This is a genomic window from Streptococcus parasanguinis, from assembly GCF_000963275.1.
GTDB lineage: Bacteria > Bacillota > Bacilli > Lactobacillales > Streptococcaceae > Streptococcus > Streptococcus parasanguinis_B.
Genome location: NZ_JYOW01000001.1, coordinates 1,345,688 through 1,372,640, shown reverse-complemented (window position 1 = coordinate 1,372,640; position 26,953 = coordinate 1,345,688). Strand labels below are relative to the sequence as shown.

The window sequence follows — 26,953 nt, the reverse complement described above, 5'->3', positions numbered from 1 at the left end:
GATCTGGATGGATCAGGGGCGGTCCATAGTAATCCTTTCTTCTCAAAAAGAGAAGATTGCTGTTTGAGAAAAATCAAATAGTGTGTTACAATAAAGAGTAATCTATTTTTAAAAAAGAGGTAATAAAACATGATCGAAGCAAGTAAATTGAAAGCTGGTATGACTTTTGAAACAGCTGACGGAAAATTGATCCGCGTTTTGGAAGCTAGCCACCATAAACCAGGTAAAGGAAACACTATCATGCGTATGAAATTGCGTGATGTCCGTACTGGTTCAACATTTGATACAAGCTACCGTCCAGAAGAAAAATTTGAACAAGCGATTATCGAAACTGTTCCAGCTCAATACTTGTACAAAATGGATGATACAGCCTACTTCATGAACACGGAAACATATGACCAATATGAAATTCCAGTTGTGAACGTAGAACAAGAATTGCTTTACATCCTTGAAAACTCAGAAGTAAAAATTCAATTCTACGGAAGCGAAGTGATCGGTGTAACAGTTCCTACAACGGTTGAATTGACTGTTGCAGAAACTCAACCATCTATCAAAGGTGCTACAGTGACTGGTTCTGGTAAACCTGCTACAATGGAAACTGGTTTGGTCGTAAACGTTCCTGATTTCATCGAAGCTGGACAAAAATTGGTCATTAACACTACTGAAGGAACTTACGTTTCTCGTGCATAAGAGACATCTCAGGGTGTCAAATAGAAAGGAACTTCTATGGCAACTGAACAATTTGGTGACATCGTTATTGCACCACGTGTATTAGAAAAAATTATTGCGATTGCGACAGCAAAAGTTGAGGGTGTCTATTCGCTTGAAAACAAGAGTGTTTCAGATAGCTTATCCAAACGCTCCCTTGGACGTGGCGTCTACCTTCATACAGAAGAAGATGGTCAAGTTTCAGTAGACATCTATCTCTATTTAGAATACGGAGTGGCTGTACCATCTGTCGCTGTAGCCATTCAAAAAGCGGTCAAGTCAGCAGTTTATGATATGGCAGATGTAACCTTGGATGCTGTCAACATTCACGTTGTCGGTATCGCAACGGAAAAATCTCCAAAACCAGACTTGAAAGACTTGTTTAATGAGGACTTCCTCAATGACTGATGAAATTTTATTAGAATCACGTCGAGATTTGCGTGAGCGTGCCTTCCAAGCCTTGATGGCCTTGGAATACGATGGAGACATTGTTGAAGCTTGTCGCTTTGCTTATCTACATGACAAGGACCTAGCAGAAGACAAAGAAGTCGATCTTCCTGCCTTTCTCATGAATCTCGTGACGGGTGTCTATCAGTCAAAAGATCAACTAGACCAACAAATCGGTCAACATTTGAAAACCGGCTGGACTGTTGAGCGCTTGACCTTGGTAGAGAAAAACATCCTTCGTCTGGGAATTTATGAAATGACAGAGTTTGATACACCACAGATCGTCGCAGTCAATGAAGCGGTGGAATTGGCCAAGGCCTTTTCGGATGAAACCTCTTCACGATTTGTCAACGGTGTCCTCAGTCAATTTGTGACAGAAGAATAATGAAAAGGGAGTGGGAAAGAACTCTTAAAATTAAATAAGGTTGAAAAGGTTCCCCAAACCTTTTCAATTTTCCCACCCACGCATAGCTTCAACAGTATGGGAGACTGTTGAAGGTTGTGGATAAAGGAAACTTTGTTTCCCTCATTAGGTCATCTTTGGAGTTTAAAAGGCGAACAAATACTTAGGAAACTTGCTTCGCAAGTCCTATCCACCACCTCAAAGCAGTGCTTTGAGCAATCAACCACTGCGTCATACAGTTATTTCTATTAAATATAAAATAAATATAAAAGGCTAGATAATTTTTGCCCAGCCTTTTTTTGACGAATAACAACCCCTACAGTATAGAACTGTAGGGGTTGTTTTAGACACTTTTTCCAGAGTGGAGACTAACGGGCAAGAAATAACCGGTAGTCGCTACTTTTTTTCCTTCGATCTTTTGGAGTAAAAGATCCACCATGAGGATAGCAATGTCTTCGAGGGGTTGTTGGATGGTTGTCAGTTCAGGTGTATAGGTCTCAATGAACTGGGTTCCATCGTAACCAATCACTTTCAAATCCTGAGGAATCTGAATATCTAATTCTCTAGCGACTTTCATGATCAAGATCGCCGTCAAATCATCGGAGGCAAAGATAGCATCTGGTTTTTGCTGGGTTAAGATCTGTTTGATTTCCATTTCTTTGCGAATAGGGGAGAAATCACTGGAAACATTGATGATCATAGACTCAGGTAGAACCGATGCAAATCCCGCATGACGCAGCCCTGTTGGGGAGTTAGAGTTGTCATTACCTGTGATCATGATAATATTTCGAGCTCCGGTTTTTACTAAAGTTTCTGCTGCTAGCACTCCACCAGCATAGTTGTCTGAAGAAACAACCGGAATTTCTGGGGAGAGGTTGCGGTCAAAAGCAATGATAGGAGCAGTTACCCGGTTGTAATCTTCAATGCCCAAATTATGACTTCCTGAAATGATGCCATCTACCTGGTTAGCCTCCAACATCTCAATATATTCGCGCTCTTTCTCGGAGTCGTGCTCACTATTGCAGATGATGGTTTTATAGCCATGTTTGAAGAGTTGGTGTTCTAGTTTGTCGATTAATTCAGCATAGAAAACATTGCTGATGTTGGGAAAGATCAAGCCGACTAACTTGGCTGATTTTCCTTGGAGGCTTCGAGCAACATTGTTAGGTTTATAGCCTAATTCTCGCATGGCTTCTTGGACTTTTTGAATCGTTTTCTCAGACAGGTATCCTTTTTTATTGATAACCCGTGAGACAGTAGTAGGGCTGACACCGGCGAGTTTGGCGACATCAGTTAGCTTTGCGACCATAATCAAGTTCGTAGTAAGTTCCAGTAGGGGTTCCAGACTTGATCAAGATTCCATTTTGATCTGCATGTGGGTAGACCCGACCAGAAAATACTTTTTCTCCTTTATTGATAAAGATTTCAAAAATCGAATTGTCAATGAAAATATTAGCGGTTGTTGCTTGGTTAGCGATTGTGCAGCTACGGCTCGCACCGAATTCTTGGGCATATTGCTCACCAGCCTGGCTTCGATCGACTGTGACCAATCCTTTAGCCAGATCAAATGTGAGAGCTAAGCCCTTCCCTTCTGCATCGGCAAAGAGGACGATTTCGTTCTGGCTATCCTTTTCAAACTGCAATTCCAATTCATAGCAGTTCTTGGTTTGTGCCTTGTTGGCAAATTCCTCACTCTCAGCGCGCAAGTCTTTGATGGCTTCAACTGGGTATTGGTAGAGCTTGCCATCTTTGATGGTTAATTCTTTGACCAGTGAGAGAGCTCCTTGGTAGTCATAGGAATCCGTTGGATAAGAAACGTCTGGAAGACCTAGCCAGCTAACAGTATAGGCACGTCCATCGGGAGCATTAAATCCTTGAGTCGCATAGGCTTCAAAACCATAGTCGAGATTATGCAATTCAGATACATCAACCATTTTGGCCTTTTCTGGGTCAAAGCTTGCCCCAATCTTGTACATATTTGGATAGATATTGTCATAATCGAGAACGGCTTTATCTAAGCCTTGAGGGCAGTATAGGAGAACGGGTTGGTCTCCTACAAAGACTAGGTTGGGACATTCCATCATATAAGCTGTCCGATCGTTTGCAAAATCCAAGTCACCGACTGTAACCCAGTTGGAATAGTCATTATCTACAGCCTTATAGAGACGGATGAATCCTTTCTTCTCAAGGTCTTGACCACCAACGATAGCGTAGAATTGACCTTTGAAATTAAAAATCTGTGGGTCACGAAAGTGATCCGTACAGTCAGCCGGTTGATCAATCAAGATTTTGTCAATTTTTTCAATCTTGCCGTCTTTATCCATCAAAGCACCGACTTGGTAAGGATGACGAACCCATTCTGCATCACGAACATTTCCGGTGTAGAATAAGAATAGTTTGTCACCAAACTGCATGGCTGATCCGGAATAAGCTCCATGACTATCCAGATCTGTGTCTGGAAGAAGTGTTACACCAGTTTCTTTGAAATGAACCAAGTCTTCACTTTCTGTTTGTACCCATGATTTTAACCCATGGGCTGCACCAAATGGGAAATTTTGATAAAACAAGATCCATTTTCCATCAAAGTAGGAAAAACCGTTAGGATCATTTAAGAGACCAGCTTTTGGCTCAACATGATAGTGTGTATGCCAAGGAGATTTGGCCATATGATCTTGGATGGCTTGCTTTTCCTCTTTTGTCCAGTCTTCGTAACGTCTGTAACGACGTTCAGTTGTCCATTCCATTTTATTCCTCCGAATTTTTTCTTACTTCCATAGTACCGATTTCCTATTAAAAATGCAAGCGATAAATGAAAAAAATGGCAAAAAATGTCAAACGATTGACATCTATCTTGCACCTTAAGGAAAGGAGAAGAAGTTGAAAATCCATGAAAAAATGAAAGAAAATGAAAACAAAAGGCTGATTCAAAGCGCTAAAAAGCGTAATGTAGACCTATATTGAAATGAAAATAGTTTCATACTATCAAAAAGTGTCAAAATGTCTAAAAAAGTTTCAAAAAAATCCTGCAAAACGGTTGACATATTTTCAATACGTGGTACAATTAAAAACGTAGAGACGGGTGAACCGTTTACATTACAAAAAATAAGGAGATTTACTTTATGGATTACAATAAAGTAGCCAAAGAGGTTATCGAAGCAGTCGGTAAAGATAACCTTGTTGCGGCAGCACACTGTGCGACACGTCTACGTTTGGTATTGAAAGACGATAGCAAAGTTGATCAAGCTGCACTTGATAACAATGCAGATGTCAAAGGAACCTTCAAATCAGATGGTCAATACCAAGTCATCATCGGACCTGGAGATGTAAACTTTGTTTATGAAGAGCTGATTAAAGCGACTGGTTTGAAAGAAGTATCAACAGACGATTTGAAACAAATCGCTGCAAAAGATAAGAAATTCAACCCATTGATGGCCTTGATTAAACTCTTGTCTGATATCTTCGTTCCAATCATCCCTGCCTTGGTTGCAGGTGGTCTCTTGATGGCCCTTCGGAACTTCTTGACTTCAGCTGGTTTGTTTGGACCTAAATCATTGGAAGAAATGTACCCAGCTATCAAGGGTCTTTCAGCCATGATCCAATTGATGTCAGCTGCACCATTTATGTTCTTGCCAATTTTGGTTGGTATTTCTGCAGCCAAACGCTTTGGAGCAAACATCTTCTTGGGTGCTGCGATCGGTATGATCATGACCACACCAGATCTTGGTGGGGCTACTAAATTCTGGGATATCTTTGGTTACAATGTAGCACAAACAAACTATGCCTACCAAGTTATTCCTGTCTTAGCAGCGATCTGGATCTTGGCACATTTGGAAAAATTCTTCCACAAGAAATTGCCATCAGCTGTTGACTTTACCTTTACTCCATTGCTTTCTGTGATGATTACTGGTTTCCTTACCTTTACAGTGGTTGGTCCAGTGATGCTTTTGGTGTCAAACGGAATCACAGACGCTATTGTATGGTTGTATAACACAACAAGCTTTATCGGTATGACAGTCTTTGGTGGAACTTACTCATTGATCGTTATGACAGGTCTTCACCAATCATTCCCAGCCATTGAAACACAATTACTTTCAGCTTGGCAAAAAGGTGCGGGACATGGAGATTTCATCTTCGTTGTTGCATCAATGGCCAACGTAGCGCAAGGTGCTGCAACTTTTGCCATCTTGTTCTTGACGAAGAGCGAAAAAACCAAAGGTCTTGCATCTTCTGCAGGTGTGTCAGCCCTTCTTGGTATTACAGAACCAGCCCTCTTCGGGGTTAACTTGAAATACAAATTCCCATTCTTCTGTGCCCTTATCGGTTCAGCTGTGGGTGCCCTCTTTGCGGGTCTTCTCCAAGTCGTTGCTGTTTCACTTGGATCAGCAGGTTTCCTTGGATTCCTTTCAATCAATGCAACATCTATCCCATTCTACCTCTTGTGTGAAGTGATTGCCTTTGCGGTAGCCTTTGCATTGACTTACTTCTATGGTAAGACAAAAGCAGCAGCTGTGTTTGCGGCTGAAGGAAATGTAGCAGCAGCAGAAACTGCTGAAAAAGCAGAAGCCAAAGAAGTAGCAGCTGCTTCTGAAGAAGTTGAAGCAACACTTGCAGATGAAGTGATTGTAACTCCTATCGTTGGTAGTACAGTAGCGCTTGCTGATGTGAATGATCCTGTCTTCTCAAGTGGTGCGATGGGACAAGGAATTGCCATCAAACCAACTGAAGGCGTTGTCTATGCACCAGCGGATGCTGAAGTAACCATTGCTTTTGCAACGGGTCACGCTTACGGTTTGAAAACAGCTAATGGTGCTGAAATCTTGATCCACGTTGGGATTGATACAGTATCAATGAACGGTGAAGGATTTGATCAAAAAGTAGCTCAAGGCGATAAAGTTAAAGCTGGTGATGTCCTTGGTACATTTGATGCAGCGAAAATTGCCGCAGCTGGTCTTGAAGACACAACTATGGTGATCGTCACTAACACAGCTGACTTTGCTTCTGTCACACCTGTTGCAACTGGATCTGTTGCGAAGGGTGATGCAATCATCGAAGTTAAAGCTTAATCGAAAAATAAGTTCTCAAGGACTGGTCTATCATCTCCAGTCCTTGAATTTTATTTCTCAAAAAAGGTGTGTTTTTTCTCTAGAGAAGAGAAAAAGATTGACGATAAAATATGCTATAATAAATACAGGATATTTTTCATAATAAAAAAGGAGCCAACATGACAAAATTATATGGAAGTTTGGAAGCTGGCGGTACAAAATTTGTTTGTGCAGTTGGTGATGAAAACTATAATGTTGTGGAAAAAGTACAATTTCCAACAACCAAGCCAATTGAGACGATTGATAAGTGCATTGAATTTTTCTCAAAATTTGAGGATCTAGTTGGGCTTGCGATTGGTTCATTTGGACCAATTGATATTAATCCAAATTCAAACACTTATGGTTTCATCACAACGACTCCAAAACCAAATTGGGCCAATGTAGATATCGTTGGGGCTTTCCGTCGTGCCTTGAATGTACCAATCTATTTCACGACAGATGTGAATAGCTCTGCCTATGGAGAAGTGGTCGCACGCAATAACGCGGGTGGCCATATCGAAAACTTGGTTTACTATACAATCGGAACAGGAATCGGAGCTGGTGTCATCCAACGTGGTGAGTTTATAGGGGGAGCTGGACACCCAGAAATGGGACACTACTATGTGGCTCAACACCCAATGGATGTGGAAAAAGAATTCAAGGGTGTTTGTCCTTTCCACAACGGCTGTTTGGAAGGCCTTGCGGCTGGTCCAAGTCTTGAAGCTCGTACAGGTATTCGTGGGGAAAACATTGAACTGAACAGCAATGTGTGGGATATTCAAGCCTACTACATCGCACAAGCAGCAGTGAATGCGACGGTTACCTTCCGCCCAGACGTCATTGTCTTTGGAGGAGGAGTCATGGCGCAACAACATATGTTGGATCGTGTTCGGACGAAATTTACTGCCCTCTTGAACGGTTATCTCCCTGTACCAGATGTGAGAGATTATATTGTGACACCTGCAGTTGCTGGCAATGGATCAGCGACTTTGGGGAACTTTGTTCTTGCAAAACAAGTGAGTGAGAAGCTTAAAAAATAAGAAGCAATTGTCTCTTAGAGGTTAGAAACAAGAGCGAGGAGGCTGGGACAAAAGTCCTAGCCTCTCAATTATTTTTGGATTGTCGAGCAAGACGCAGTGGTTGAGTGGGCTCTACTACGCTGATTTCATCAGCTTTTACAGCCCTACTCAACTGTGCGGAGGTGGGACGACGAAATCGAATTCTAACGAATTACCGATTTCTGTCCCACTCTCTTCTTTCGTCTATCTATCAAGAAGTGAGGAAGGAATGAAAAAGAATATTGTAAAGGATGTCTTATTCTTGGGTCAAAAGTCAGAAGAAGCGACACCTGAGGATCGCACCTTGGCTTTGGATTTGCAGGACACCTTAAATGCTCATCTCCTTGAGTGTGTCGGTTTAGCGGCTAATATGATCGGGGTGAAAAAACGGGCGATTATCATCCGAATGGGAAGTGAAAATCTGGTCCTGTTTAATCCGGTTCTCCTTGAAAAGAAAAAGCCTTACCAAACAGAGGAAGGATGCTTGTCCTTGGTGGGAAGTCGGCCGACCACTCGTTATGAGGAGATTTCAGTGGCCTATCGAGATGTGAATTGGAAAGCAAAAACGATTCGTTTGTCAGGCTTTCCAGCCCAGATCTGTCAGCATGAAATGGATCATCTAGAAGGCATTATTATCTAAAGATGAAGGATGGAGTCGATTCGGCTCCTTTTTTTAGTTCTTATGGAAACTTTTTTCTTGACAGGGATCTTTTTTGTGTTAAAATAGTTCTCATAGTAACTTTAAAGTTCTTAAGAGAACTATTTGGAGGAAATGATGGACAAACCTTTACTAGAATTTAAAAAAATCGGCCATCTCATTCACCTCATGGTAGAAAGAGAGGCCAAGAAGAGAGGGCTTGAATTTAGCGCAGGACCACAAGGTCAGGTATTGAGCTTCTTATCTCATCGTGAAAAAGAGGGAAAAGTGACCTTGATTCGGGATGTTGAGAAGGAACTTCATATCTCAAAATCCGTGACCAGTAACCTGATCAAGCGGATGGAGAAAAATGGCTTTATTTATTTAGAGGCTAGTCCGACCGATAAACGGGCCAAGTATGTCTACCTAACAGACAGTGTGAAAAACAAGTTGAATGACATGAAACAATTCTTTGAGGAAGTTGACCAGAAGATGATGGTGGGTGTATCAGATGAAGAATTGGCCATCTTTTTCAAGGTCATGCATCAATTTTATGAGAATATGAAAAAAAGGAGCGAGGAATGATCAATATGTTTCGGCGGTTAACCGCCAAAGAATGGGGCATGATTGCCCTTAGTACGGTCTTTATCTGTCTAGCGGTTTGGATGGATTTAAAGACTCCTGAATACTTATCTGATATCACGACCCTCTTAGCTAAGGAGGGGACCAAGGTTTCGGATATTATGGATCCGGGAAGCAAGATGTTGCTCTTCTCTTTTGGAAGCTTTTTAATGGCAGTTTTTGTAGGCTTTTTGGCTTCAAGAGTCGCTGCCAGCTTTACGACGCGACTTCGAGGAGAGATTTTTCATCAAGTGATGGATTACTCTGATGCAGAGATCAAGAAATTCTCCGTTCCCTCTCTCTTGACTCGGACGACCAACGATTTGACCCAGTTGCAAATCATGATTGTGATGGGGATGCAAGTTGTGACGCGTGGTCCCATTATGGCGATTTGGGCTTTGACCAAGATTTGGGGGAAGAGCAGTGCCTGGACAACTTCTGTTGGGATTGCAGTCTTGATGGTCTTGATTCTGCTTTCTGTTCTGGTTCTGATTGCCTTTCCACGCCAGCAAAAGGTTCAAGGTTTGACCGATGCCTTGAATGCGACGACACGGGAGAGTTTGACGGGGGTGCGGGTCGTTCGCGCCTACAATGCAGAAGCTTATCAAAATGAGAAATTCCAGGCTGAAAACAAGGGCTTAACCCGTCTAAATCTCTTTGTTTATCGTTTGATGTCTTTGATGAACCCGGTCATGACAGTGGTATCAAGTGGGTTGACCCTTGCTATCTACTGGATTGGGGCGCACTTGATCAATGATATCGCCATGCCAAAAGATCCTACAAAGATCCTCACCAGTCCTGCATTAGCGGATCGGACCAAGGTCTTCTCAGATATGATCACCTTTTCTTCTTACGCTATGCAGGTTGTCATTGGCTTTATGATGATGGTGGCCATCTTGATTATTCTGCCTCGTGCCTTAGTATCTGCAAAACGGATTAATCAGGTCTTGGCTCTTGAACCGTCTGTAGCCTTCCCAAGTGAGTCAAAAGAAAAATCAGACCAAGCAGGTACAGTAGAATTTCAAGATGTTTCCTTTAGATATGGACGGACTTCTCGTGCTGTGATTGAGCATGTGACCTTCTCAGCCCAAAAGGGACAAACTGTTGCCTTCATCGGGTCGACTGGTTCTGGTAAATCCACTTTGGTCAACTTAATTCCACGTTTTTACGATGCGACAGAAGGAAAGATCTTAGTGGATGGTGTCAATGTCAAGAATTATAGCCACCAAGAATTGAATAATAAAGTCGGCTATATCCCCCAAAAAGCTGTGCTCTTTAGCGGCACGATTCGCTCTAATATGGAATTTGGGGAAAGTAGCCAAGGAAAATTAGAGGATGAAGCCATCTGGAAAGCCCTTGAATTGGCCCAAGCCAAAGAGTTTGTTGCCACAAAAGAGAAGGGCTTGGATACAGAAGTAGCGCAAGGAGGAAGCAACTTCTCTGGCGGTCAACGTCAACGCTTGGCCATTGCGCGTGCCCTTGCACGCAAGCCCGAGATCCTCATCTTTGATGATTCCTTCTCAGCCCTGGATTACAAAACGGATCGTATCTTGCGCCAAGCCCTGAAAGAAGAGCTGGCAGATACGACTAAATTGATCGTTGCCCAACGGATTTCGACCATTATGGATGCGGATTTGATTTTGGTCTTGGATCAAGGGAAGGTCGTCGGTCAAGGCACCCACAAAGAATTGCTTGCGACCAATGAAGTCTATCAAGAAATTGCCTATTCACAATTGTCTAAGGAGGAGTTGGAACATGCATAAAACAAAACAAGATTCGTCCCTTTGGAGACAACTTTCTCCCTATTTGAAGGGCTTCCACCTATTTTTCCTAGTTGCTATCCTCTTTTCAATCGTATCGAGTATTATCACGGTTATTGGACCGGATAAGTTAAAAGAAATCACGGATACCATCACAAAAGGGATGGGAGGCGCCATTGATATTGACAAAATCACTTCGATTGCCCTGACCTTAGCCATCCTTTATGGAGTTGGAGCACTGGTGTCCTACAGCAGTAGTTTCATTATCTCAACAATGATTCAGCGCTTCGCAGAACGCTTGCGAAATGCCATCGCTGAAAAGATCAATCGTGTACCTCTCCAATATTTTGATAGCCATGAACAAGGAGATACCTTGTCTCGTGTGACCAATGACGTGGATTTGATGACCCAATCCTTTAACCAAAGTTTGGTTCAAATGGTCTCCTCTATCGTCTTATTGATTGGATCTATCTTTATGATGTTTAAGACGGACTGGCACTTAGCTGTCACAGCGATTGTATCCGTCTTTGCCGGCTTTGCTCTTTCCAGCATCATTATGGTCAAGAGTCAGCCTTTGTTTAAACAGCAACAAGATAATCTTGCCAAAGTTTCAGGCTATGTTGAAGAAATCTATAGTGGACATAATGTTGTTATTTCCTACAATGGCCGTCATCAAGCCAAAGATCATTTTGATGCCATCAATCAAGATTTGTATCAAAGCATGTGGAAATCCCAATTCTTCTCTGGGATTATGATGCCCTTGATGCAGTTTGTAGGGAATTTTGGTTATGTCATGGTCTGTATCGTAGGGGCTGCCCTCACCATTAATGGAGATATTACCATTGGGACCATTGTGGCCTTTATGACCTATGTCCGTATCTTTACCCAACCAATTGGTCAAATGGCCCAAGGAATTACCCAATTACAATCAGCTAGTGCTGCTATGAGGCGTGTCTTTGAATTCTTGGACGAAGAAGAAATGGAAGATGAATCCCAAAAAACACGTCAATTGGAAGCGCCAAAAGGTCACGTCACCTTTGAGCATGTGCGCTTTGGTTATTCACCAGACAAGACCATTATCCATGACTTTACTGCTGAAGCCAAACCGGGGCAAAAAGTGGCTATTGTTGGTCCAACAGGTGCTGGTAAGACCACCATGGTCAATCTCTTGATGCGTTTTTACGACATTCAAGCTGGTAAAATTACCATCGATGGTGTGGATACTAAGGCCATGAGCCGAGAAGAAGTTCATGATGCCTTTTCGATGGTCTTGCAAGATACCTGGCTATTTGAGGGGACCATTCGAGAAAACCTGGTCTTCAATCAAACGAATATTTCAGACGAAGCGGTGGAAGCAGCAACCCGAGCGGTTGGGGTCCATCACTTTATTCGGACCTTGCCGAATGGCTATGATACTGTATTAGATGATTCAGTGACCTTGTCCGTTGGTCAAAAGCAACTTTTGACCATTGCGCGTGCCCTCTTGAAGGATGCTCCGCTCCTTATCTTGGATGAAGCAACCTCATCTGTCGATACCCGTACAGAAGAGTTGATTCAAAAAGCTATGGACAAACTCATGGAAGGCCGGACCTCCTTTGTCATTGCCCATCGCTTGTCCACTATCCGCAATGCGGATCTGATTCTCGTGATGAAAGACGGGAATATTATCGAGCAAGGCAACCACCAAGAACTCATGAGCCAAAATGGATTCTATGCTGATCTCTACAATAGCCAATTTACAGAAGAAGTGGCATTAAATCAAGATACAAGGCTTGTGAAATGTAAAGTAAAATAATAGGATAGAAGGCAATTCTATGTGCTTCTATCCTATTTTTTATGCTGGAAGAATGGATGGAAAAGACGTTTCTTGGAGACAGAAAAATGATAAATCATCAGATTTTAGTGCTAAATCATGTGAAAAAGAAGAAAGAAAGGATAAAAAAGAAGCCTGGCTTGACAGGCTTTCTTAGGATCGCGTATACTAGTAGTACAAAAATGAGATGATAGACAGGAGTGCCAATATGAAGCCCAATCTTCAAGATTATCCGAAATTTTATCGTTGGCTAACCCTGCCTTTTACGAGAAAGCCACATCGTGTGCAGGTCCTTCAAAGGACGAATCGAATCTTGACGTTCGCCATGCCAGGCATCTACGGCCTGGTCTTTTGTTGGCTGTTTTTAAAGAAAACTTCAATTGGAGAAATCTGGCCTTTTATCTGGATCCCTGCTTCGGGTTTTGTCTTGTTTAGCCTCTTTCGTCATTGGGTCAATGTTCCGAGACCTTATGAAAAATGGGAGATTCAACCCTTATTAGAAAAGAATTCATCTGGTCATTCCTTTCCTAGCCGACATGTTTTTTCGGCGACCATTATCTCCATGTGTGTCTGTCAGTTGTCTCTTCCGCTAGGAATGTGCTCCATGCTCCTATCTCTTCTATTAGCCCTTGTTCGAGTTCTTGGAGGGGTTCATTATCCCAAGGATGTCCTCGTCGCTTGGGGGCTGGGACTCGTCTGGGGAGGACTCTTTTTGCTGGCTTGAATGAACAAATTGCTGAAAATTGACCTTTGTCTAACAGCGTATCATAGTGTATACTGGAAAGTGGACTTAGAATAGGAGAGAAGATGAAGTACAGAAAAGCAGAAAAAGCAGATCTGGATCAGGTGGTTCGAGTAGCCAGTACAGCCTTTGAGGACTATCTATTTTTAAAAGTTATCAAGGATTTGGTTCGGGATCCCAAGCAATACCCAGCCTTTGTTGAGGCAATGATGCGCATCCTGGTAAAGGTTTTTCTTAAGCACCATATTTGCCTTGTGGCAGAAAAAAATGATGAAATTTATGCAGTTACCTTGTTGCAAAAGGGACCGATTCCTTTTCGGGCCTATCTCTTAAATGGGGGATTCGGTTTGCTCAAGTTTATTTCCTTGAAGAATATGTTGGCCTACTTTAAATTTATGGAGGACACGGATAAGGAATTGGAGCAAAATGTAGATTTTGATTGGTATTTGATGCTTCTCGCAGTCGCCCCTAAACACCAACGGCAGGGCTATGGCAGTCGCTTTATGACAGAAGGAATTGAACCTTTCTTGGAAGAAATCAAAGGGGAAAAACTAGCCTTTTATACCAATACCAAAGGAAATGTCTATTTTTACACGAAAAATGGCTACAAGGAAGTCTATTCAAGTGAGATTAGCTTTAACCAAGTTGAGATGGGCAGTTGGTATTTTTTGAAGGAACTAAAAAAACACTAAGGTTACAATCTTAGTGTTTTTTCATTGTAGCTATGAATCTGCTTGAACACCGAATTTTTCAAAGAAAGCAGTTCGTTCTTCTATGATAGCATCGGTCGGATTCTTGATATTCCATAAGAGCTCAACAAGGTCTGGCGTGACTTCACGAAGCAGTTGCCCTAAGGACCAGATAGCCGTTGCAATATGGATCTGATTTTGTGAAGTCTCGATGATGTTCAGGAGTTTAGGGATGGCCGAGCGGTCATTGGCATTGGCTAGTGCGACGATGGCATTGCGCTGGAGGATATTCTTACCTCGCCAGCTTCCAGCAATGTTCCCGAATTTTTCCTTAAATTGTCCGTTGGACAGCTCGATAAAAGGAATCAACTCTGGATGAGCCAGATCTGGATCGATTTCTGTTGCTAAGGGATTATCTAGCCCTTTGTTATAAGGGCAGCTAATCTGACAGATGTCACAGCCATAGATGACCGTTTTAATTTTCTTGCGAAATTCTAGGTCCATCATGCCCTTGTCCTGAGTTTGAAAGGACAAACAGCGTTTGGCATTCATAGAGCCATCCCCGATTAAACAGGAGGTTGGGCAAGCATCTAAACAACGTCGACAGTCTCCACAACCATAGTCGACTGGTTGATCTGGTTCGATTTCGAGGTTGGTAATCAATTCCCCCAGAAACATGTAAGAACCGTATTCTTTTGAAATGACCAAGCCATTTTTTCCGATAAAGCCAATCCCTGCTCGTTGGGCGACGGCCGTATCAACCAGTGCTCCAGTATCGACCATGCCCTTGTATTCAAAATCTTGCGTCATTTCTTCAATCCCAGCAGCTAAGCGGTTGAGCTTGTCTTGAAGGACATAATGGTAGTCTAATCCCCAGCTGTTGGGCGTGAATTTTCCTCTTTTATAAGCCGTTTTTTGAGGTTGTTGCTTGAGTTTGTGGGGGTAGGCGACAGCGATTGAGATGATGGTCTTGGCGGAGGAGAGACTTAATTTGGGTTGGATGCGCTCTTCAATATTCTTATGCTCGAATCCAGAATTCCGTCCTTCCTCAACGGCCAAGCGGAGCGATTTTTCCAAATAAGCGAAGTCATCAGCGGTTGTAAAGCCAATTTTTGAAATCCCAATAGAATGCGCCAGTTGGATAATGTTTTCTTTTAGTGTCATCCCTTTCATTATACACAAAAATGAAGTTTCTGGCGAGAGAGGAAAATGATGGAAAGGGCTTTCAAAAACTTTCTTTTTTTTGTATAATAGAAACATGAAATGCGAGGAGGATATTATGGGACAACCATTATTTTTACATTCAGTCATGCAGGAAAAAATTTGGGGAGGAACTCGTCTGAAAGAAGAATTTGGTTACGAAATTCCGAGCGACCATGTCGGTGAATTTTGGGCGATTTCAGCCCATCCACATGGAGTTTCTAAAGTAGCCAATGGTCCATACGAAGGAATAGGATTGGATCAGCTCTATCAAGAGCATCGGGAATTATTCGGTAATCGTAAAGAGCCTGTCTTTCCTTTGTTAACAAAGATTTTGGATGCCAACGATTGGCTCAGTGTACAGGTGCATCCAGATGATACCTATGCGATGGAGCATGAAGGAGAACTTGGAAAAACTGAGTGTTGGTATGTGATTGCGGCTGATGAAGGATCTGAGATAATCTATGGACACAATGCCAAGTCAAAAGAAGAACTCCATCAGCAAATTGAGGACAAGAACTGGGATGCCTTGCTGACAAAGGTTCCTGTCAAGGCTGGAGATTTCTTCTATGTGCCAAGCGGGACCATGCACGCCATTGGTTCTGGAATATTGATCCTTGAAACCCAACAGTCGAGTGACACTACCTATCGGGTTTATGATTTTGACCGCAAGGATGCTCAAGGAAACTTGCGGGAGCTTCACTTGGAAAAATCAATTGATGTGTTGAATATTGGGGAGCCAGCTAATAGCCATCCAGATACAGTTGTGATCGATGATCTTCGGATGACGACCTTGGTTGCAAGTGATTTCTTTACGGTTTATAAGTGGGAACTGACTGGAAAAGCTAATTTTGAAAAGACTGCTGATTACAGCTTATTGAGCGTCTTAGCCGGAGAAGGAAAAGTGACGGTAGATGGAAAGGATTATCCTATTCGAAAAGGAAGTCACTTTATCTTGCCAAGCGATGTTGAATCTTGGACTTTGGAAGGGCAAGGTTTAGAATTGATTGTGAGTCACCCATAAAAACAAAGGGTTTGAGTTAAAAGCTGTGAAACAACTCAAGCCTTTTTTATCTGAAAACTATTTTTATGTTTAGCCTTGACTCTGACCTAAGGGGAGAGATTATACTATCCTTGTAAGGAGGAAATCATGTACCATATCAAAGAAGCTGCAGAGCTGTCAGGTGTCTCTGTCAAGACCTTGTACCACTATGATAAGATAGGACTTCTCGTCCCTGTGAAATCTGAAAATGGTTATCGGACCTACAGCCAAGAAGATTTAGAACGCTTACAGGTAATTCTCTATTACAAGTATCTAGGGTTTTCCTTGGACCAAATAGCAGAACTCTTAGCCGAAGAAAAGTCTAACTTATTGCCCCATTTGACCAAACAGTTAGATTATTTGACTCAAGAAAGAAAACGTTTGGATACCTTGATTTCCACCTTGCAAAAAACTATTCAAGAACAAAAAGGAGAAAGACAAATGACAATTGAGGAAAAATTTACAGGATTTAGCTATCAAGATACTCAAAAATACTACCAAGAAGCAGTAGAGAAATATGGTCAAGAAGTCATGGACCAGGCTCTCGAGCGCCAAAAGGGGCGTGAAGATGAGGCTACGGAAGCCTTCAACCAAGTTTTTCAAACTTTGGCGCAAAATCTCAAAGATGGTCTACCCGTATCAGCAAATGAAAACCAAGATCAAGCAGCCAGACTTTTAGACGCAATTCGAACGTATGGATTTGACTGCTCTATAGAGGTTTTTGGCCATATTGGCAAAGGCTATGTCTATAATCCAGAATTCAAGGGAAACATCGACAAGTTTGGGGCTGGTACAGCCCAGTACACTTCGGATGTCATTGCTTCTTATGTAGAAAATCAACCGAAATAAAAAAGTGAGAGTGGGACAGAAATCGGTAATTCGTTAGAATTCGATTTCGTCGTCCCACCTCCGCACAGTTGAGTAGGGCTGTAAAAGCTGATGAAATCAGCGTACTAGAGCCCGCTCAACCACTGCGTCTTGCTCGACAATCCAAAAATAATTGAGAGGCTAGGATTTTTGTCCCAGCCTCGTTTTTTGCTTGGATCAATTTGAAAGAAGCGGACCGATCTAAGAGAGGTTGGATAAATGAACACAATGAAAACTTTATGAAAATTTCACAATTTTAGTTGACAGTCTTGAAAAAAAGGAGTAGAATAACCCCTGTTTTATGAAAAGAGGCAGGGAACTCCCGGCCTCATGATCTTTTTTCAAGGAGTTTTTTATGTTTTCAACATTGAAAAAATGGTTTATTGGCCGTCCGTTGAAATCTGGTGCAGAAGGTGAAGGCGGATTGCTAGGGAAAATGCAGGCCTTGGCCATGCTCTCTAGTGACGCGCTTTCTTCTATCGCCTACGGTCCAGAGCAAGTTATCCTGGTCTTGATGACCGTTTCAGCGGGAGCCATTTGGTGGTCTATTCCGATTGGGATTGTGGTCCTGGTTCTCCTAGCCAGTTTAACGATTTCTTATCGCCAGGTCATTCATGCCTACCCTCAAGGGGGAGGGGCCTACATGGTGACTACGGAGAACTTGTCTCCCAAAGCGGGTTTGATCGCTGGTGGGAGTCTCTTAGTCGACTACATGCTGACAGTAGCAGTATCTGTGTCTTCCGGTGCAGATGCCATTACGTCAGCGATTCCATCTCTTCATCCTTATAATCTTCACATTTCCATTTTATTGGTCTTGATCTTGATGCTGATGAACCTTCGGGGGCTACGCGAATCGGCCACATCATTGATGATTCCGGTTTACCTTTTCATTGTCAGTACCATTGCCTTGATCGGCTATGGTGTGATCCAAATCTTGACGGGTCACTTGGCCTATAACGCAACTGCTCATGTGGGTCAAACCATTTCAGGGGTTAGTGTCATTCTCTTGTTGCGGGCCTTTACGAGTGGATCCGCTTCCCTAACAGGGGTTGAAGCTATCTCCAATTCGGTTCCTTTCTTTAAGAAACCAAAAGCAAAGAATGCGGCCTCTACCTTAACCATTATGGCTTTGATTTTGGGGATCATGTTTGCAGGGATTACCTTCCTCAATTACTGGGTGGGTGTCGTTCCAGCAAAAGGGGTAACAACTCTAGCCCAAATGGCCCAAGCTATCTTAGGGAATTCCCCAGTCGGACAAGCCTTCTTTTACGTCTTTCAATTGTCAACAGCCTTGATCTTGGCAGTTGCGGCTAATACCGGTTTCTCTGCCTTTCCAATGTTGGCCTTTAACATGGCTAAAAATAAATACATGCCGCACATGTATATGGAAAAAGGAGATCGTCTGGGCTATTCTAATGGGATTTTGACCTTGGCGATTGGTGCCATCGTCTTGCTCTTGATCTTTGATGGACAAACAGAAAGCTTGATTCCGCTTTATACCATCGGGGTTTTCATTCCTTTTGCCCTTTCTCAAACAGGGATGGTGATCCACTGGAAACGCCAATATCAAAAAGGATTTCTTAAGTATTCGCTTGCCAATATCCTGGGGGCAGCCATCTGTTATGGGATTGTCTTGATCCTCTTATTATTCCGTTTGCGTGAGATCTGGCCCTTCTTCCCTATTATTGGTCTCTTGCTTTGGATGTTCTTGAGTATCCGTAATCACTATGATAAAGTTGCGGCCCAATTGCGCTTGGGAGGTCAGATCGAAAAGACAAGTTATGCGGGCAATACCGTGATTGTCCTTGTTGGGAATGTCACTCAGGTAAGTGTAGGAGCTATGAGTTATGCAAATAGCCTAGGAAACGATGTTATAGCGATGCACGTCTCAACGGAAGAAACCAAGGTCAAAGATGCTGAGGTAGCAGAAGAATTTAAGCGTTATTTCCCTCATATTCGCTTTGAAAATGTTATGACCAGTTACCGAGATATTATCCAACCAACGGTTGAATTTGTCTCAAAAGTAGCTGAGGAGGCCAAGGAAAAAGGGAACACTGTTACAGTCTTAGTTCCTCAATTTATTCCTAAAAAACATTGGCAAAATGTTCTCCACAACCAAATGAGTTTGAAATTGAAGTATGCACTTCGTTGGCATGAAGAAGTGGTTGTGGCAAGCTATTCTTACCATTTGTCTGAATAACGATCGCCTAAAGAAAAGATGTCTGCTTGAGCAGGCATCTTTTTGGATTTTCTCACATGAAAAAAACCACTCGAAAGTCTTGTAAGATACAGCCTTGATCTTGAAAAAATGTTAAAAAAATGCTAGAATAAAAAGAACATTTTAGATTTTGAAAAATTCAAAGTAAGGAAAAAAATGGCAAATTTATTAAAAACAATTATTGAAAATGATCGAGGCGAAATCAAACGCCTTGAAAAAATGGCTGATAAGGTCTTTTCTTATGAGGACCAAATGGCAGCTTTGACGGATGACGAATTAAAAGCGAAAACAGTTGAGTTTAAGCAACGCTACCAAGACGGTGAGTCTTTGGATGATCTTTTGTACGAAGCCTTTGCGGTTGTTCGTGAAGGGGCAAAACGGGTACTTGGTTTATTCCCATACAAGGTTCAGGTCATGGGGGGAATCGTCCTTCACCATGGTGACGTTCCAGAGATGCGTACAGGGGAAGGAAAAACCTTGACTGCGACCATGCCTGTATACTTGAATGCCTTGTCTGGTAAAGGGGTACACGTTGTTACCGTCAATGAATACCTGACAGAGCGGGATGCGACAGAGATGGGAGAACTTTACTCATGGCTTGGCCTTTCAGTAGGGATCAACCTTGCAGCAAAATCTCCAGCTGAGAAAAAAGAAGCTTACCTCTGTGATATTACCTACTCGACTAACTCAGAGATCGGGTTTGATTATCTTCGTGATAACATGGTTGTTCGTGCTGAAAACATGGTTCAACGTCCATTGAACTATGCCTTGGTCGATGAGGTAGACTCCATCTTGATCGACGAAGCGCGTACTCCGCTGATCGTTTCTGGGCAGACAGCTTCTGATACAAGCCAACTCTATCACATGGCAGATGCTTATGTGAAGACCTTGACAGAGGATGATTACATTATCGATGTACCATCTAAAACCATTGGTTTGTCAGATTCAGGGATTGATAAGGCGGAAAGCTACTTTAATCTTGAAAATTTGTATGATATTGAAAACGTAGCCTTGACCCACTTTATTGACAACGCCCTTCGTGCCAACTACATCATGATTTTGGATATCGACTATGTGGTCAGCGAAGATCAAGAAATCTTGATCGTCGACCAATTTACTGGTCGGACCATGGAAGGACGTCGTTATTCTGACGGACTTCACCAAGCGATTGAAGCCAAAGAAGGTGTTCCAGTTCAAGAAGAAACCAAGACATCTGCGTCGATTACTTACCAAAACCTCTTCCGTATGTACAAGAAGTTGTCAGGGATGACAGGGACAGGGAAAACTGAAGAAGAAGAATTCCGTGAAATTTATAACATTCGCGTGATTCCAATTCCAACCAACCGTCCGATTGCCCGTATTGACCATCCAGACCTTCTCTACCCAAGCTTGAAATCAAAATTCAAGGCTGTTGTGGAAGATGTCAAGTCTCGTCATGAAAAAGGTCAACCAGTCCTCGTGGGTACCGTTGCCGTTGAAACCAGTGATTATCTTTCTCAATTGTTGGTTCAAGCAGGTGTCCCTCACGAAGTTTTGAATGCGAAAAACCACTACAAAGAAGCGCAAATCATCATGAACGCTGGTCAACGTGGTGCTGTTACTATTGCGACCAACATGGCCGGACGTGGTACCGATATCAAGCTTGGTGAAGGTGTTCGCGAACTTGGTGGACTTTGTGTCATCGGGACAGAACGTCACGAAAGCCGTCGGATCGATAACCAGCTTCGTGGACGTTCAGGACGTCAAGGGGATCCAGGTGAATCTCAATTCTACTTGTCTCTTGAAGATGAATTGATGCGTCGTTTCGGTTCTGAACGGATCAAAGCAGTGCTTGATCGCTTCAAGTTGAGTGAAGAAGAATCAGTGATCCGTTCAAACATGTTCACCCGTCAGGTAGAGGGTGCTCAAAAACGGGTTGAAGGAAACAACTACGATACCCGTAAACAAGTCCTTCAATACGATGACGTGATGCGGGAACAACGGGAAATTATCTACGCTGAACGCTATGATGTCATCACAGCTAACCGTGATTTGGCGCCTGAAATCAAGGCCATGATCAAACGGACCATCAAACGGATTGTTGAAGGAGCCAGCCACTCAAGTAAGGAAGAACGCGTTGAAGCGATTCTGAACTTTGCCAAATACAATTTGGTTCCGGAAGATACCATTTCTGAAAGCGATATTGAAGGAAAATCTGACAAGGAAGTTATCGATTACTTGTATGCACGTGCAGAAGAAATCTATGCTAGCCAAGTAGCGAAATTGCGTGACGAAGAGTCTGTGCAAGAATTCCAAAAAGTCTTGATCCTTCGAGTGGTAGACAGCAAGTGGACGGACCATATCGATGCTTTGGATCAATTGCGAAATGCAGTTGGACTCCGTGGGTATGCGCAAAACAACCCAGTGGTAGAATACCAATCAGAAAGTTTCCGTATGTTTAACGATATGATCGGATCGATTGAATTTGATGTGACTCGTCTCATGATGAAAGCCCAAATTCACGAACAAGAACGTCCACGTACGGAACACAGTATTTCAACAACTGCGACTCGCAACATTGCAGCGCAACAACAAGATATTCCAGCAGATATTGACTTGTCACAAGTGAAACGCAACGATTTGTGCCCTTGTGGTTCAGGCAAGAAATTTAAAAACTGTCACGGACGTAAATTTTAAGAGCTCCTCTGAAATAGAAAGAGGATGGGTCTAGCTAGCATAAGGAGGCCGTATGGTATTCATTACGAAGAGCAATAAGATTGATGAGCAAGAGATCACTTCGCTTTACCGCTTGGAAGGTCCAGCCTTGGAGCGTAAAGAAACGCGTGATCGAGAATTGGAAGCTATTATCAAAGGAGAAGACCAACGGATCCTTCTTGTGATCGGGCCTTGCTCTTCTGATAATGAAGAAGCTGTGATGGACTATGCCCGTCGCTTGGCAGACTTACAAGAGCAAGTCAAAGATCAGATTTTCATTGTGATGCGGGTCTATACGGCTAAGCCTCGGACCAATGGGGATGGCTATAAAGGCTTGATGCACCAACCAGATACACATGCAGCACCAAGCTTTGTGGACGGTTTGAAAGCAGTCCGACATCTCCACTACCGTGTGATTACAGAAACTGGTTTGACAACTGCGGATGAGTTGCTTTATCCAGCAAGTCTTCCGTATGTTGAAGATTTGATTTCTTATCATGCCATTGGAGCGCGATCAGTTGAAGATCAGGAGCACCGCTTTGTATCTAGTGGGATCTCTGCTCCGACAGGTATGAAGAATCCAACTTCTGGAAATCTTTCTGTTATGTTCAATGCGATTTATGCAGCCCAACATCCCCAAAACTTTTTGTTCAATGCCCAAGCAGTGGAAACATCAGGAAATCCTTTAGCTCATGCGATCCTTCGTGGGGGCTTGGATGCAAGTGGTAAGAATATTCCAAACTACCATTATGAAGATTTGCTAGCGGCAGCAAAACGCTATAGCGAAATGGGCTTGCAACATCCCTTCATCCTGGTGGATACCAACCATGACAATTCTGGCAAACAATTCGAAGAACAAGTACGCATCGTGAGAGAAACCATGATGAACCGTGCTTGGAACAAGGATTTGGCAACTTTAGTTCGTGGTTTCATGATTGAATCCTATCTAGAAGATGGCCGTCAAAATGAACCAGTGGTTTATGGTCGATCCATCACAGACCCTTGTCTGGGTTGGGAAAAAACACAGGCCTTGGTCAAAGAAATTGCAACGATGAATAAGTAAAAGGCAGGGGCGGAAGGAGTGATTCTTTAGCCCCTTCTCTTTTGTCAGTAAAACGATACTGAAACGATAAATAAGGATAAAACAAGATGATCAAAGGACATGGCATCGATATCGAATCGATCGCTGCGATTGAAAAAGCCTATCAGAAGAATACCCGATTCGCTGAAAAAGTCTTAACCGAGGCTGAGCGAGAGCGCTTTGAGGAATTGTCTGGAAAACGGAAGATGGAATATTTGACGGGCCGATGGTCCGCCAAAGAAGCCTTTTCAAAGGCAATGGGAACAGGGATTGGACCAGTTGGTTTTCAAGATTTAGAAATTTTAAATGATGCCCACGGAGCTCCCTATTTTTCCAAGTCTCCTTTTTCCGGGAAGGTATGGATTTCGATCAGTCACAAGGGAGACCTAGTGTCGACCAGTGTCATTTTGGAGGAAGAAAATGAAAGCAAGTAAACATAGACCAACGGTTGCAAGAGTCGATTTGGATGCCATTGCCTTTAATGTGCAACAAGTTAGTGAGCATATTCCGAGTCAAGCTTTGAAATATGCAGTCGTCAAGGCCAACGCCTATGGTCATGGGGTCGTTGCAGTAACCCAAAAATTGGCACCTCAGGTAGATGGTTTTTGTGTTTCCAATATGGATGAAGCCCTCGAAATCCGTGAAGAAGGCTTGCAACACCCTATTTTAATTTTGGGAGTTGTGCCAAGTGAAACAGTGAACCTAGCCAAAGAGCATGACATCCGCTTAACAGTGGCTAGTCTTGCTTGGTTGGATCAATTGCTTGGACAAGAAGCAGATCTTTCAGGATTGAAGGTCCATATCAAGGTGGATTCAGGAATGGGGCGGATTGGATTCCGAAGGATCGAAGAGATCAAAGAGGCTGAACGCCTCCTCTTAGCAGCTGGAGCTGAAATTGAAGGGATCTTTACTCATTTTGCAACAGCAGATGAGGCAGATGATCGAAAATTTCAAGCGCAATACCAGTTTTTCAAAGAAGTATTGGCTGCTCTTGAAATCCTTCCTCCTATTGTCCATGCGAGTAATTCAGCCACTTCTTTGTGGCATGCGGATACGATTTTCACAGCTGTACGCTTGGGAGATGTCATGTATGGCTTGAATCCGAGCGGATCTGTGTTAGCCTTGCCATATGAAATTAAGCCAGCTTTGAGTTTGGTGAGCGAATTAGTTCATGTGAAACAGTTGGAAGCTGGTCAAGATATTGGCTACGGGGCAACCTATACGACAGAAGAACCCCAATGGATCGGGACGATTCCTATTGGCTATGCGGATGGTTGGATCCGAGAGATGCAAAACTTTCATGTGCTGATCAAGGGTGAGTTTTGCCCCACTGTTGGTCGCGTTTCGATGGACCAGATAACGGTTCGCCTTCCTGAAGAATTGCCTCTAGGGACCAAGGTTACCCTGATTGGACGAGAGGGCGAAAAAGAAATCACGGCAACAGAGGTTGCAGATTACCGTGGTACCATTAATTATGAAGTGGTCTGTCTCTTGAGTGATCGGATTCCTCGTGACTATACAGGTGAAGAATAAGAAGAAGCAGGTGGGATTTTCCCGAATGGACCTGCTTTTTTATAAAAGAAAGGAGGAGAAATGAATCTACATCAACCCTTATCCGTACTGCCTGGAGTCGGTCCAAAATCGGCGGAAAAATTTAAAAAGTTAGGGATTGAAACCTTAGAAGATCTGCTCTTGTATTTTCCCTTTCGCTATGAAGACTTCAAAACTCGCAATGTTTTAGAGTTGGAAGATGGTGAAAAAGCTGTCATCTCTGGGCTGGTAGCAACACCAGCCAATGTCCAATATTATGGCTACAAACGAAATCGCTTGCGTTTTTCCATCAAACAGGGAGACCAGGTCATTGCGGTTAATTTTTTCAACCAACCCTATCTAGCAGACAAAATTGAGGTTCAGCAGACAGTGGCGATTTTTGGGAAATGGGACAAGGCTAAAGGCAGTTTGACAGGGATGAAACTCCTGGCTCAAGTGGAAGATGATTTGCAGCCGGTCTATCGAGTGACGCAAGGAGTCAGCCAAAACAGCCTGGTGAAATTGATCAAAATAGCGTTCGACCAGGGCTTGGACCAGCTTTTAGAAGAGAATGTGCCCCAAATCTTACGAGATCGTTATCAACTCATGTCTCGTTCCCAAGCAGTGCAAGCTATGCATTTTCCTAAGGATCTGGCAGAGTACAAGCAAGCTCTTCGCCGGGTAAAATTTGAAGAGCTCCTCTTTTTCCAGCTGCAACTCCAAGTGTTAAAGGAAGAAAACCACGATGCCAGCCAAGGGATTTCCTTGGCCTGGGATCCAGAAAAATTAGCAGAACGAAAAAAACAGCTTCCTTTTGAGCTAACGCAAGCTCAAGAAAACAGCCTGAATGAAATCTTGACAGATATGGCCTCTCCTTATCATATGAACCGCCTCTTACAAGGGGATGTGGGAAGCGGGAAGACAGTCGTGGCCGGTCTTACCATGTATGCAGCCTTAAGCGCTGGGAAGCAAGCAGCCTTGATGGTTCCAACGGAGATTTTGGCAGAGCAGCACAAGGAAAGCTTGCAAAATCTTTTTCCGGACTTACCAATTGCCCTTCTAACAGGAGGATTAAAGGCGGCTGAGAAACGAGAAGTCTTAGAAGAGATCGCATCAGGAACAGCTCAACTGATTGTGGGGACACATGCCTTGATTCAAGAGGGAGTTCACTACCAAGATCTAGGCTTGGTCATTATTGATGAACAGCACCGTTTTGGGGTTTCCCAGCGCCGTATCCTTCGAGAAAAAGGACAAAATCCAGACGTCCTGATGATGACGGCTACCCCTATTCCCCGGACCTTGGCTATTACAGCCTTTGGAGATATGGATGTGTCCATCATTGATCAGATGCCTGCGGGACGCAAGGAAATCATCACACGTTGGGTCAAGCATGAGCAGTTAGAAGTGGTCCTCGACTGGTTAGTCAAAGAACTTGGCAAAGGTTCTCAAGCCTACTTTATTTCTCCATTAATTGAGGAGTCAGAGGCGCTAGATTTGAAAAACGCCCTCGCCCTCCAAGAAGAGCTAGAGACCTTCTTTGGACAGCGAGCACGCGTTTCTCTTCTTCACGGGAAGATGAAAAGTGAAGAAAAAGATGCCATCATGCAGGCCTTTAAAGAGCACCAAGTCGATGTTTTGGTGTCTACGACCGTTATTGAAGTAGGAGTCAACGTACCCAATGCAACCGTTATGGTCATTATGGATGCAGATCGGTTTGGTCTTAGCCAGCTTCACCAGCTACGAGGCCGGGTTGGTCGGGGCAACAAGCAATCCTATGCTATTCTAGTAGCCAATCCTAAGACAGATAGTGGCAAGCAGCGCATGAAAATCATGACAGAGACAACCAATGGGTTTGTGCTGGCGGAAGAAGATTTGAAAATGCGGGGTTCAGGTGAAATCTTTGGAACCCGTCAATCTGGGATTCCAGAATTTCAAGTGGCGGATTTGGTAGAAGATTATCCCATTCTGGAAGAAGCAAGGAAAGTTGCCAGCCAGATCGTAGCCACGCCAGATTGGCGCGAACACCCAGATTGGCATTTGCTCTCGCTATATTTAGAAAAGAAAGAACATTTAGACTAGAGTATAAAAAGGGAGTAGAGTGGAAATTCTTTGGATTCCACTCTACTCCCTTTAAGATGGTATTTTACGGGCTTTGTATCTTGATGAAATGCGACAGGACGAAGGTGGATCGATACTATCCACCTGAGGAGTTAGTGAGTCGTTTAGGCAAGGCACCATAGTGCTTGCCGTTACACGAATTGAACACGCCCTAAATGCTGTGTGAAAAAGATAAATTCTCTTGTGAGCTTCGCTCCCGGCGACAATTTCCTATTTTCACTTGGCATTTTACGGGCTTTGTATC

The 26,953-nt window shown here is 43.2% G+C and carries 23 protein-coding genes; 20 read left to right on the top strand and 3 right to left on the bottom strand.

What is annotated here, in order from left to right; translation table 11 throughout:
- Nucleotides 1–129: 129 nt before the first annotated feature.
- From efp to nusB, 3 genes are read left to right on the top strand one after another with little or no spacing between them, the layout of a single operon-like run.
- The gene (gene efp, locus TZ97_RS06720; protein ID WP_003005479.1) at nucleotides 130–690 is read left to right on the top strand and encodes an elongation factor P; all 561 of its coding nucleotides are present in this window, start codon (nucleotides 130–132) and stop codon (nucleotides 688–690) included.
- Between the two features lie 36 nt (nucleotides 691–726).
- Nucleotides 727–1,116, top strand: a complete 390-nt coding sequence (locus TZ97_RS06715; protein WP_003005404.1) for an Asp23/Gls24 family envelope stress response protein — start codon at nucleotides 727–729, stop codon at nucleotides 1,114–1,116.
- On the top strand, nucleotides 1,109–1,540 hold the full coding sequence (nusB, locus tag TZ97_RS06710; protein WP_003008602.1) for a transcription antitermination factor NusB: 432 nt from the start codon (nucleotides 1,109–1,111) through the stop codon (nucleotides 1,538–1,540). Before TZ97_RS06715 ends, nusB begins: the two co-directional genes overlap by 8 nt.
- Before the next feature lie 361 nt (nucleotides 1,541–1,901).
- Here the strand turns inward: nusB and TZ97_RS06705 are convergent, their stop codons facing one another.
- Together TZ97_RS06705 and TZ97_RS06700 are read right to left on the bottom strand one after the other, a co-directional pair.
- Nucleotides 1,902–2,867, bottom strand: coding sequence for a LacI family DNA-binding transcriptional regulator (locus TZ97_RS06705; RefSeq protein WP_045759818.1), 966 nt, complete (start codon nucleotides 2,865–2,867; stop codon nucleotides 1,902–1,904).
- Nucleotides 2,848–4,302, bottom strand: coding sequence for a sucrose-6-phosphate hydrolase (locus tag TZ97_RS06700; protein ID WP_045759817.1), 1,455 nt, complete (start codon nucleotides 4,300–4,302; stop codon nucleotides 2,848–2,850). Before TZ97_RS06700 ends, TZ97_RS06705 begins: the two co-directional genes overlap by 20 nt.
- A 375-nt stretch (nucleotides 4,303–4,677) precedes the next feature.
- Here TZ97_RS06700 and TZ97_RS06695 point away from each other — a divergent pair, with 375 nt between their 5' ends.
- The 9 genes from TZ97_RS06695 (at nucleotide 4,678) to TZ97_RS06660 (ending at nucleotide 13,962) form a co-directional block, all read left to right on the top strand.
- On the top strand, nucleotides 4,678–6,621 hold the full coding sequence (locus TZ97_RS06695) for a sucrose-specific PTS transporter subunit IIBC (RefSeq protein ID WP_045759816.1): 1,944 nt from the start codon (nucleotides 4,678–4,680) through the stop codon (nucleotides 6,619–6,621).
- Between the two features lie 158 nt (nucleotides 6,622–6,779).
- Complete coding sequence (scrK, locus tag TZ97_RS06690) at nucleotides 6,780–7,679, top strand: fructokinase ScrK (RefSeq protein WP_045759815.1); 900 nt, start codon at nucleotides 6,780–6,782, stop codon at nucleotides 7,677–7,679.
- 247 nt (nucleotides 7,680–7,926) lie between these two features.
- Nucleotides 7,927–8,337 carry a peptide deformylase gene (locus tag TZ97_RS06685; protein ID WP_045759814.1) on the top strand — a complete coding sequence of 137 codons (411 nt, stop codon included), beginning with the start codon at nucleotides 7,927–7,929 and terminating at the stop codon, nucleotides 8,335–8,337.
- Nucleotides 8,338–8,472: 135 nt separating this feature from the next.
- Complete coding sequence (locus TZ97_RS06680) at nucleotides 8,473–8,919, top strand: MarR family winged helix-turn-helix transcriptional regulator (RefSeq protein ID WP_045759813.1); 447 nt, start codon at nucleotides 8,473–8,475, stop codon at nucleotides 8,917–8,919.
- Entirely contained in the window at nucleotides 8,916–10,718 is a 1,803-nt protein-coding gene (locus TZ97_RS06675) for an ABC transporter ATP-binding protein (protein WP_045759812.1), read from the top strand. The genes TZ97_RS06680 and TZ97_RS06675 overlap by 4 nt, the downstream gene beginning before the upstream one ends.
- Entirely contained in the window at nucleotides 10,711–12,510 is a 1,800-nt protein-coding gene (locus TZ97_RS06670) for an ABC transporter ATP-binding protein (RefSeq protein WP_045759811.1), read from the top strand. The genes TZ97_RS06675 and TZ97_RS06670 overlap by 8 nt, the downstream gene beginning before the upstream one ends.
- A 19-nt stretch (nucleotides 12,511–12,529) precedes the next feature.
- Entirely contained in the window at nucleotides 12,530–12,685 is a 156-nt protein-coding gene (locus TZ97_RS10785) for a hypothetical protein (protein ID WP_161806824.1), read from the top strand.
- Nucleotides 12,686–12,736: 51 nt separating this feature from the next.
- Nucleotides 12,737–13,252, top strand: a complete 516-nt coding sequence (locus TZ97_RS06665; RefSeq protein ID WP_045759810.1) for a phosphatase PAP2 family protein — start codon at nucleotides 12,737–12,739, stop codon at nucleotides 13,250–13,252.
- Between the two features lie 83 nt (nucleotides 13,253–13,335).
- Nucleotides 13,336–13,962 (top strand): GNAT family N-acetyltransferase, encoded by a 627-nt coding sequence (locus TZ97_RS06660; RefSeq protein ID WP_045759809.1) that lies wholly within the window; start codon nucleotides 13,336–13,338, stop codon nucleotides 13,960–13,962.
- A 30-nt stretch (nucleotides 13,963–13,992) separates the two neighbouring features.
- Here TZ97_RS06660 and queG read toward each other — a convergent pair whose 3' ends face one another.
- The gene (gene queG, locus TZ97_RS06655) at nucleotides 13,993–15,123 is read right to left on the bottom strand and encodes a tRNA epoxyqueuosine(34) reductase QueG (RefSeq protein ID WP_045759808.1); all 1,131 of its coding nucleotides are present in this window, start codon (nucleotides 15,121–15,123) and stop codon (nucleotides 13,993–13,995) included.
- A gap of 115 nt (nucleotides 15,124–15,238) precedes the next feature.
- Between queG and manA the strand changes: the two genes are divergently transcribed.
- From manA to recG, 8 genes are all read left to right on the top strand, one after another.
- A complete protein-coding gene (gene manA / locus TZ97_RS06650; RefSeq protein ID WP_045759807.1) occupies nucleotides 15,239–16,183 on the top strand; it encodes a mannose-6-phosphate isomerase, class I in 945 nt (314 codons plus the stop codon).
- 126 nt (nucleotides 16,184–16,309) lie between these two features.
- Nucleotides 16,310–17,050 carry a MerR family transcriptional regulator gene (locus TZ97_RS06645; protein ID WP_045759806.1) on the top strand — a complete coding sequence of 247 codons (741 nt, stop codon included), beginning with the start codon at nucleotides 16,310–16,312 and terminating at the stop codon, nucleotides 17,048–17,050.
- 373 nt (nucleotides 17,051–17,423) lie between these two features.
- Nucleotides 17,424–19,268, top strand: coding sequence for an APC family permease (locus TZ97_RS06640; protein ID WP_003008566.1), 1,845 nt, complete (start codon nucleotides 17,424–17,426; stop codon nucleotides 19,266–19,268).
- Nucleotides 19,269–19,442: 174 nt separating this feature from the next.
- Nucleotides 19,443–21,962 carry a preprotein translocase subunit SecA gene (secA, locus tag TZ97_RS06635; RefSeq protein WP_045759805.1) on the top strand — a complete coding sequence of 840 codons (2,520 nt, stop codon included), beginning with the start codon at nucleotides 19,443–19,445 and terminating at the stop codon, nucleotides 21,960–21,962.
- Between the two features lie 52 nt (nucleotides 21,963–22,014).
- Complete coding sequence (locus TZ97_RS06630; RefSeq protein WP_045759804.1) at nucleotides 22,015–23,043, top strand: 3-deoxy-7-phosphoheptulonate synthase; 1,029 nt, start codon at nucleotides 22,015–22,017, stop codon at nucleotides 23,041–23,043.
- A gap of 86 nt (nucleotides 23,044–23,129) precedes the next feature.
- Nucleotides 23,130–23,495, top strand: coding sequence for a holo-ACP synthase (gene acpS, locus TZ97_RS06625; protein ID WP_003005615.1), 366 nt, complete (start codon nucleotides 23,130–23,132; stop codon nucleotides 23,493–23,495).
- Nucleotides 23,482–24,594, top strand: a complete 1,113-nt coding sequence (gene alr, locus TZ97_RS06620) for an alanine racemase (RefSeq protein WP_045759803.1) — start codon at nucleotides 23,482–23,484, stop codon at nucleotides 24,592–24,594. The genes acpS and alr overlap by 14 nt, the downstream gene beginning before the upstream one ends.
- Nucleotides 24,595–24,654: 60 nt before the next feature.
- Complete coding sequence (gene recG / locus TZ97_RS06615; RefSeq protein ID WP_045759802.1) at nucleotides 24,655–26,670, top strand: ATP-dependent DNA helicase RecG; 2,016 nt, start codon at nucleotides 24,655–24,657, stop codon at nucleotides 26,668–26,670.
- The last annotated feature ends 283 nt before the right edge of the window (nucleotides 26,671–26,953 follow it).

Coding starts and splice junctions, on each gene's coding strand:
- efp (WP_003005479.1), top strand. CDS start 130: ATGATCGAAGCAAGTAAATTGAAAGCTGGTATGACTTTTGAAACAGCT.
- TZ97_RS06715 (WP_003005404.1), top strand. CDS start 727: ATGGCAACTGAACAATTTGGTGACATCGTTATTGCACCACGTGTATTA.
- nusB (WP_003008602.1), top strand. CDS start 1,109: ATGACTGATGAAATTTTATTAGAATCACGTCGAGATTTGCGTGAGCGT.
- TZ97_RS06705 (WP_045759818.1), bottom strand. CDS start 2,867: ATGGTCGCAAAGCTAACTGATGTCGCCAAACTCGCCGGTGTCAGCCCT.
- TZ97_RS06700 (WP_045759817.1), bottom strand. CDS start 4,302: ATGGAATGGACAACTGAACGTCGTTACAGACGTTACGAAGACTGGACA.
- TZ97_RS06695 (WP_045759816.1), top strand. CDS start 4,678: ATGGATTACAATAAAGTAGCCAAAGAGGTTATCGAAGCAGTCGGTAAA.
- scrK (WP_045759815.1), top strand. CDS start 6,780: ATGACAAAATTATATGGAAGTTTGGAAGCTGGCGGTACAAAATTTGTT.
- TZ97_RS06685 (WP_045759814.1), top strand. CDS start 7,927: ATGAAAAAGAATATTGTAAAGGATGTCTTATTCTTGGGTCAAAAGTCA.
- TZ97_RS06680 (WP_045759813.1), top strand. CDS start 8,473: ATGGACAAACCTTTACTAGAATTTAAAAAAATCGGCCATCTCATTCAC.
- TZ97_RS06675 (WP_045759812.1), top strand. CDS start 8,916: ATGATCAATATGTTTCGGCGGTTAACCGCCAAAGAATGGGGCATGATT.
- TZ97_RS06670 (WP_045759811.1), top strand. CDS start 10,711: ATGCATAAAACAAAACAAGATTCGTCCCTTTGGAGACAACTTTCTCCC.
- TZ97_RS10785 (WP_161806824.1), top strand. CDS start 12,530: ATGTGCTTCTATCCTATTTTTTATGCTGGAAGAATGGATGGAAAAGAC.
- TZ97_RS06665 (WP_045759810.1), top strand. CDS start 12,737: ATGAAGCCCAATCTTCAAGATTATCCGAAATTTTATCGTTGGCTAACC.
- TZ97_RS06660 (WP_045759809.1), top strand. CDS start 13,336: ATGAAGTACAGAAAAGCAGAAAAAGCAGATCTGGATCAGGTGGTTCGA.
- queG (WP_045759808.1), bottom strand. CDS start 15,123: ATGACACTAAAAGAAAACATTATCCAACTGGCGCATTCTATTGGGATT.
- manA (WP_045759807.1), top strand. CDS start 15,239: ATGGGACAACCATTATTTTTACATTCAGTCATGCAGGAAAAAATTTGG.
- TZ97_RS06645 (WP_045759806.1), top strand. CDS start 16,310: ATGTACCATATCAAAGAAGCTGCAGAGCTGTCAGGTGTCTCTGTCAAG.
- TZ97_RS06640 (WP_003008566.1), top strand. CDS start 17,424: ATGTTTTCAACATTGAAAAAATGGTTTATTGGCCGTCCGTTGAAATCT.
- secA (WP_045759805.1), top strand. CDS start 19,443: ATGGCAAATTTATTAAAAACAATTATTGAAAATGATCGAGGCGAAATC.
- TZ97_RS06630 (WP_045759804.1), top strand. CDS start 22,015: ATGGTATTCATTACGAAGAGCAATAAGATTGATGAGCAAGAGATCACT.
- acpS (WP_003005615.1), top strand. CDS start 23,130: ATGATCAAAGGACATGGCATCGATATCGAATCGATCGCTGCGATTGAA.
- alr (WP_045759803.1), top strand. CDS start 23,482: ATGAAAGCAAGTAAACATAGACCAACGGTTGCAAGAGTCGATTTGGAT.
- recG (WP_045759802.1), top strand. CDS start 24,655: ATGAATCTACATCAACCCTTATCCGTACTGCCTGGAGTCGGTCCAAAA.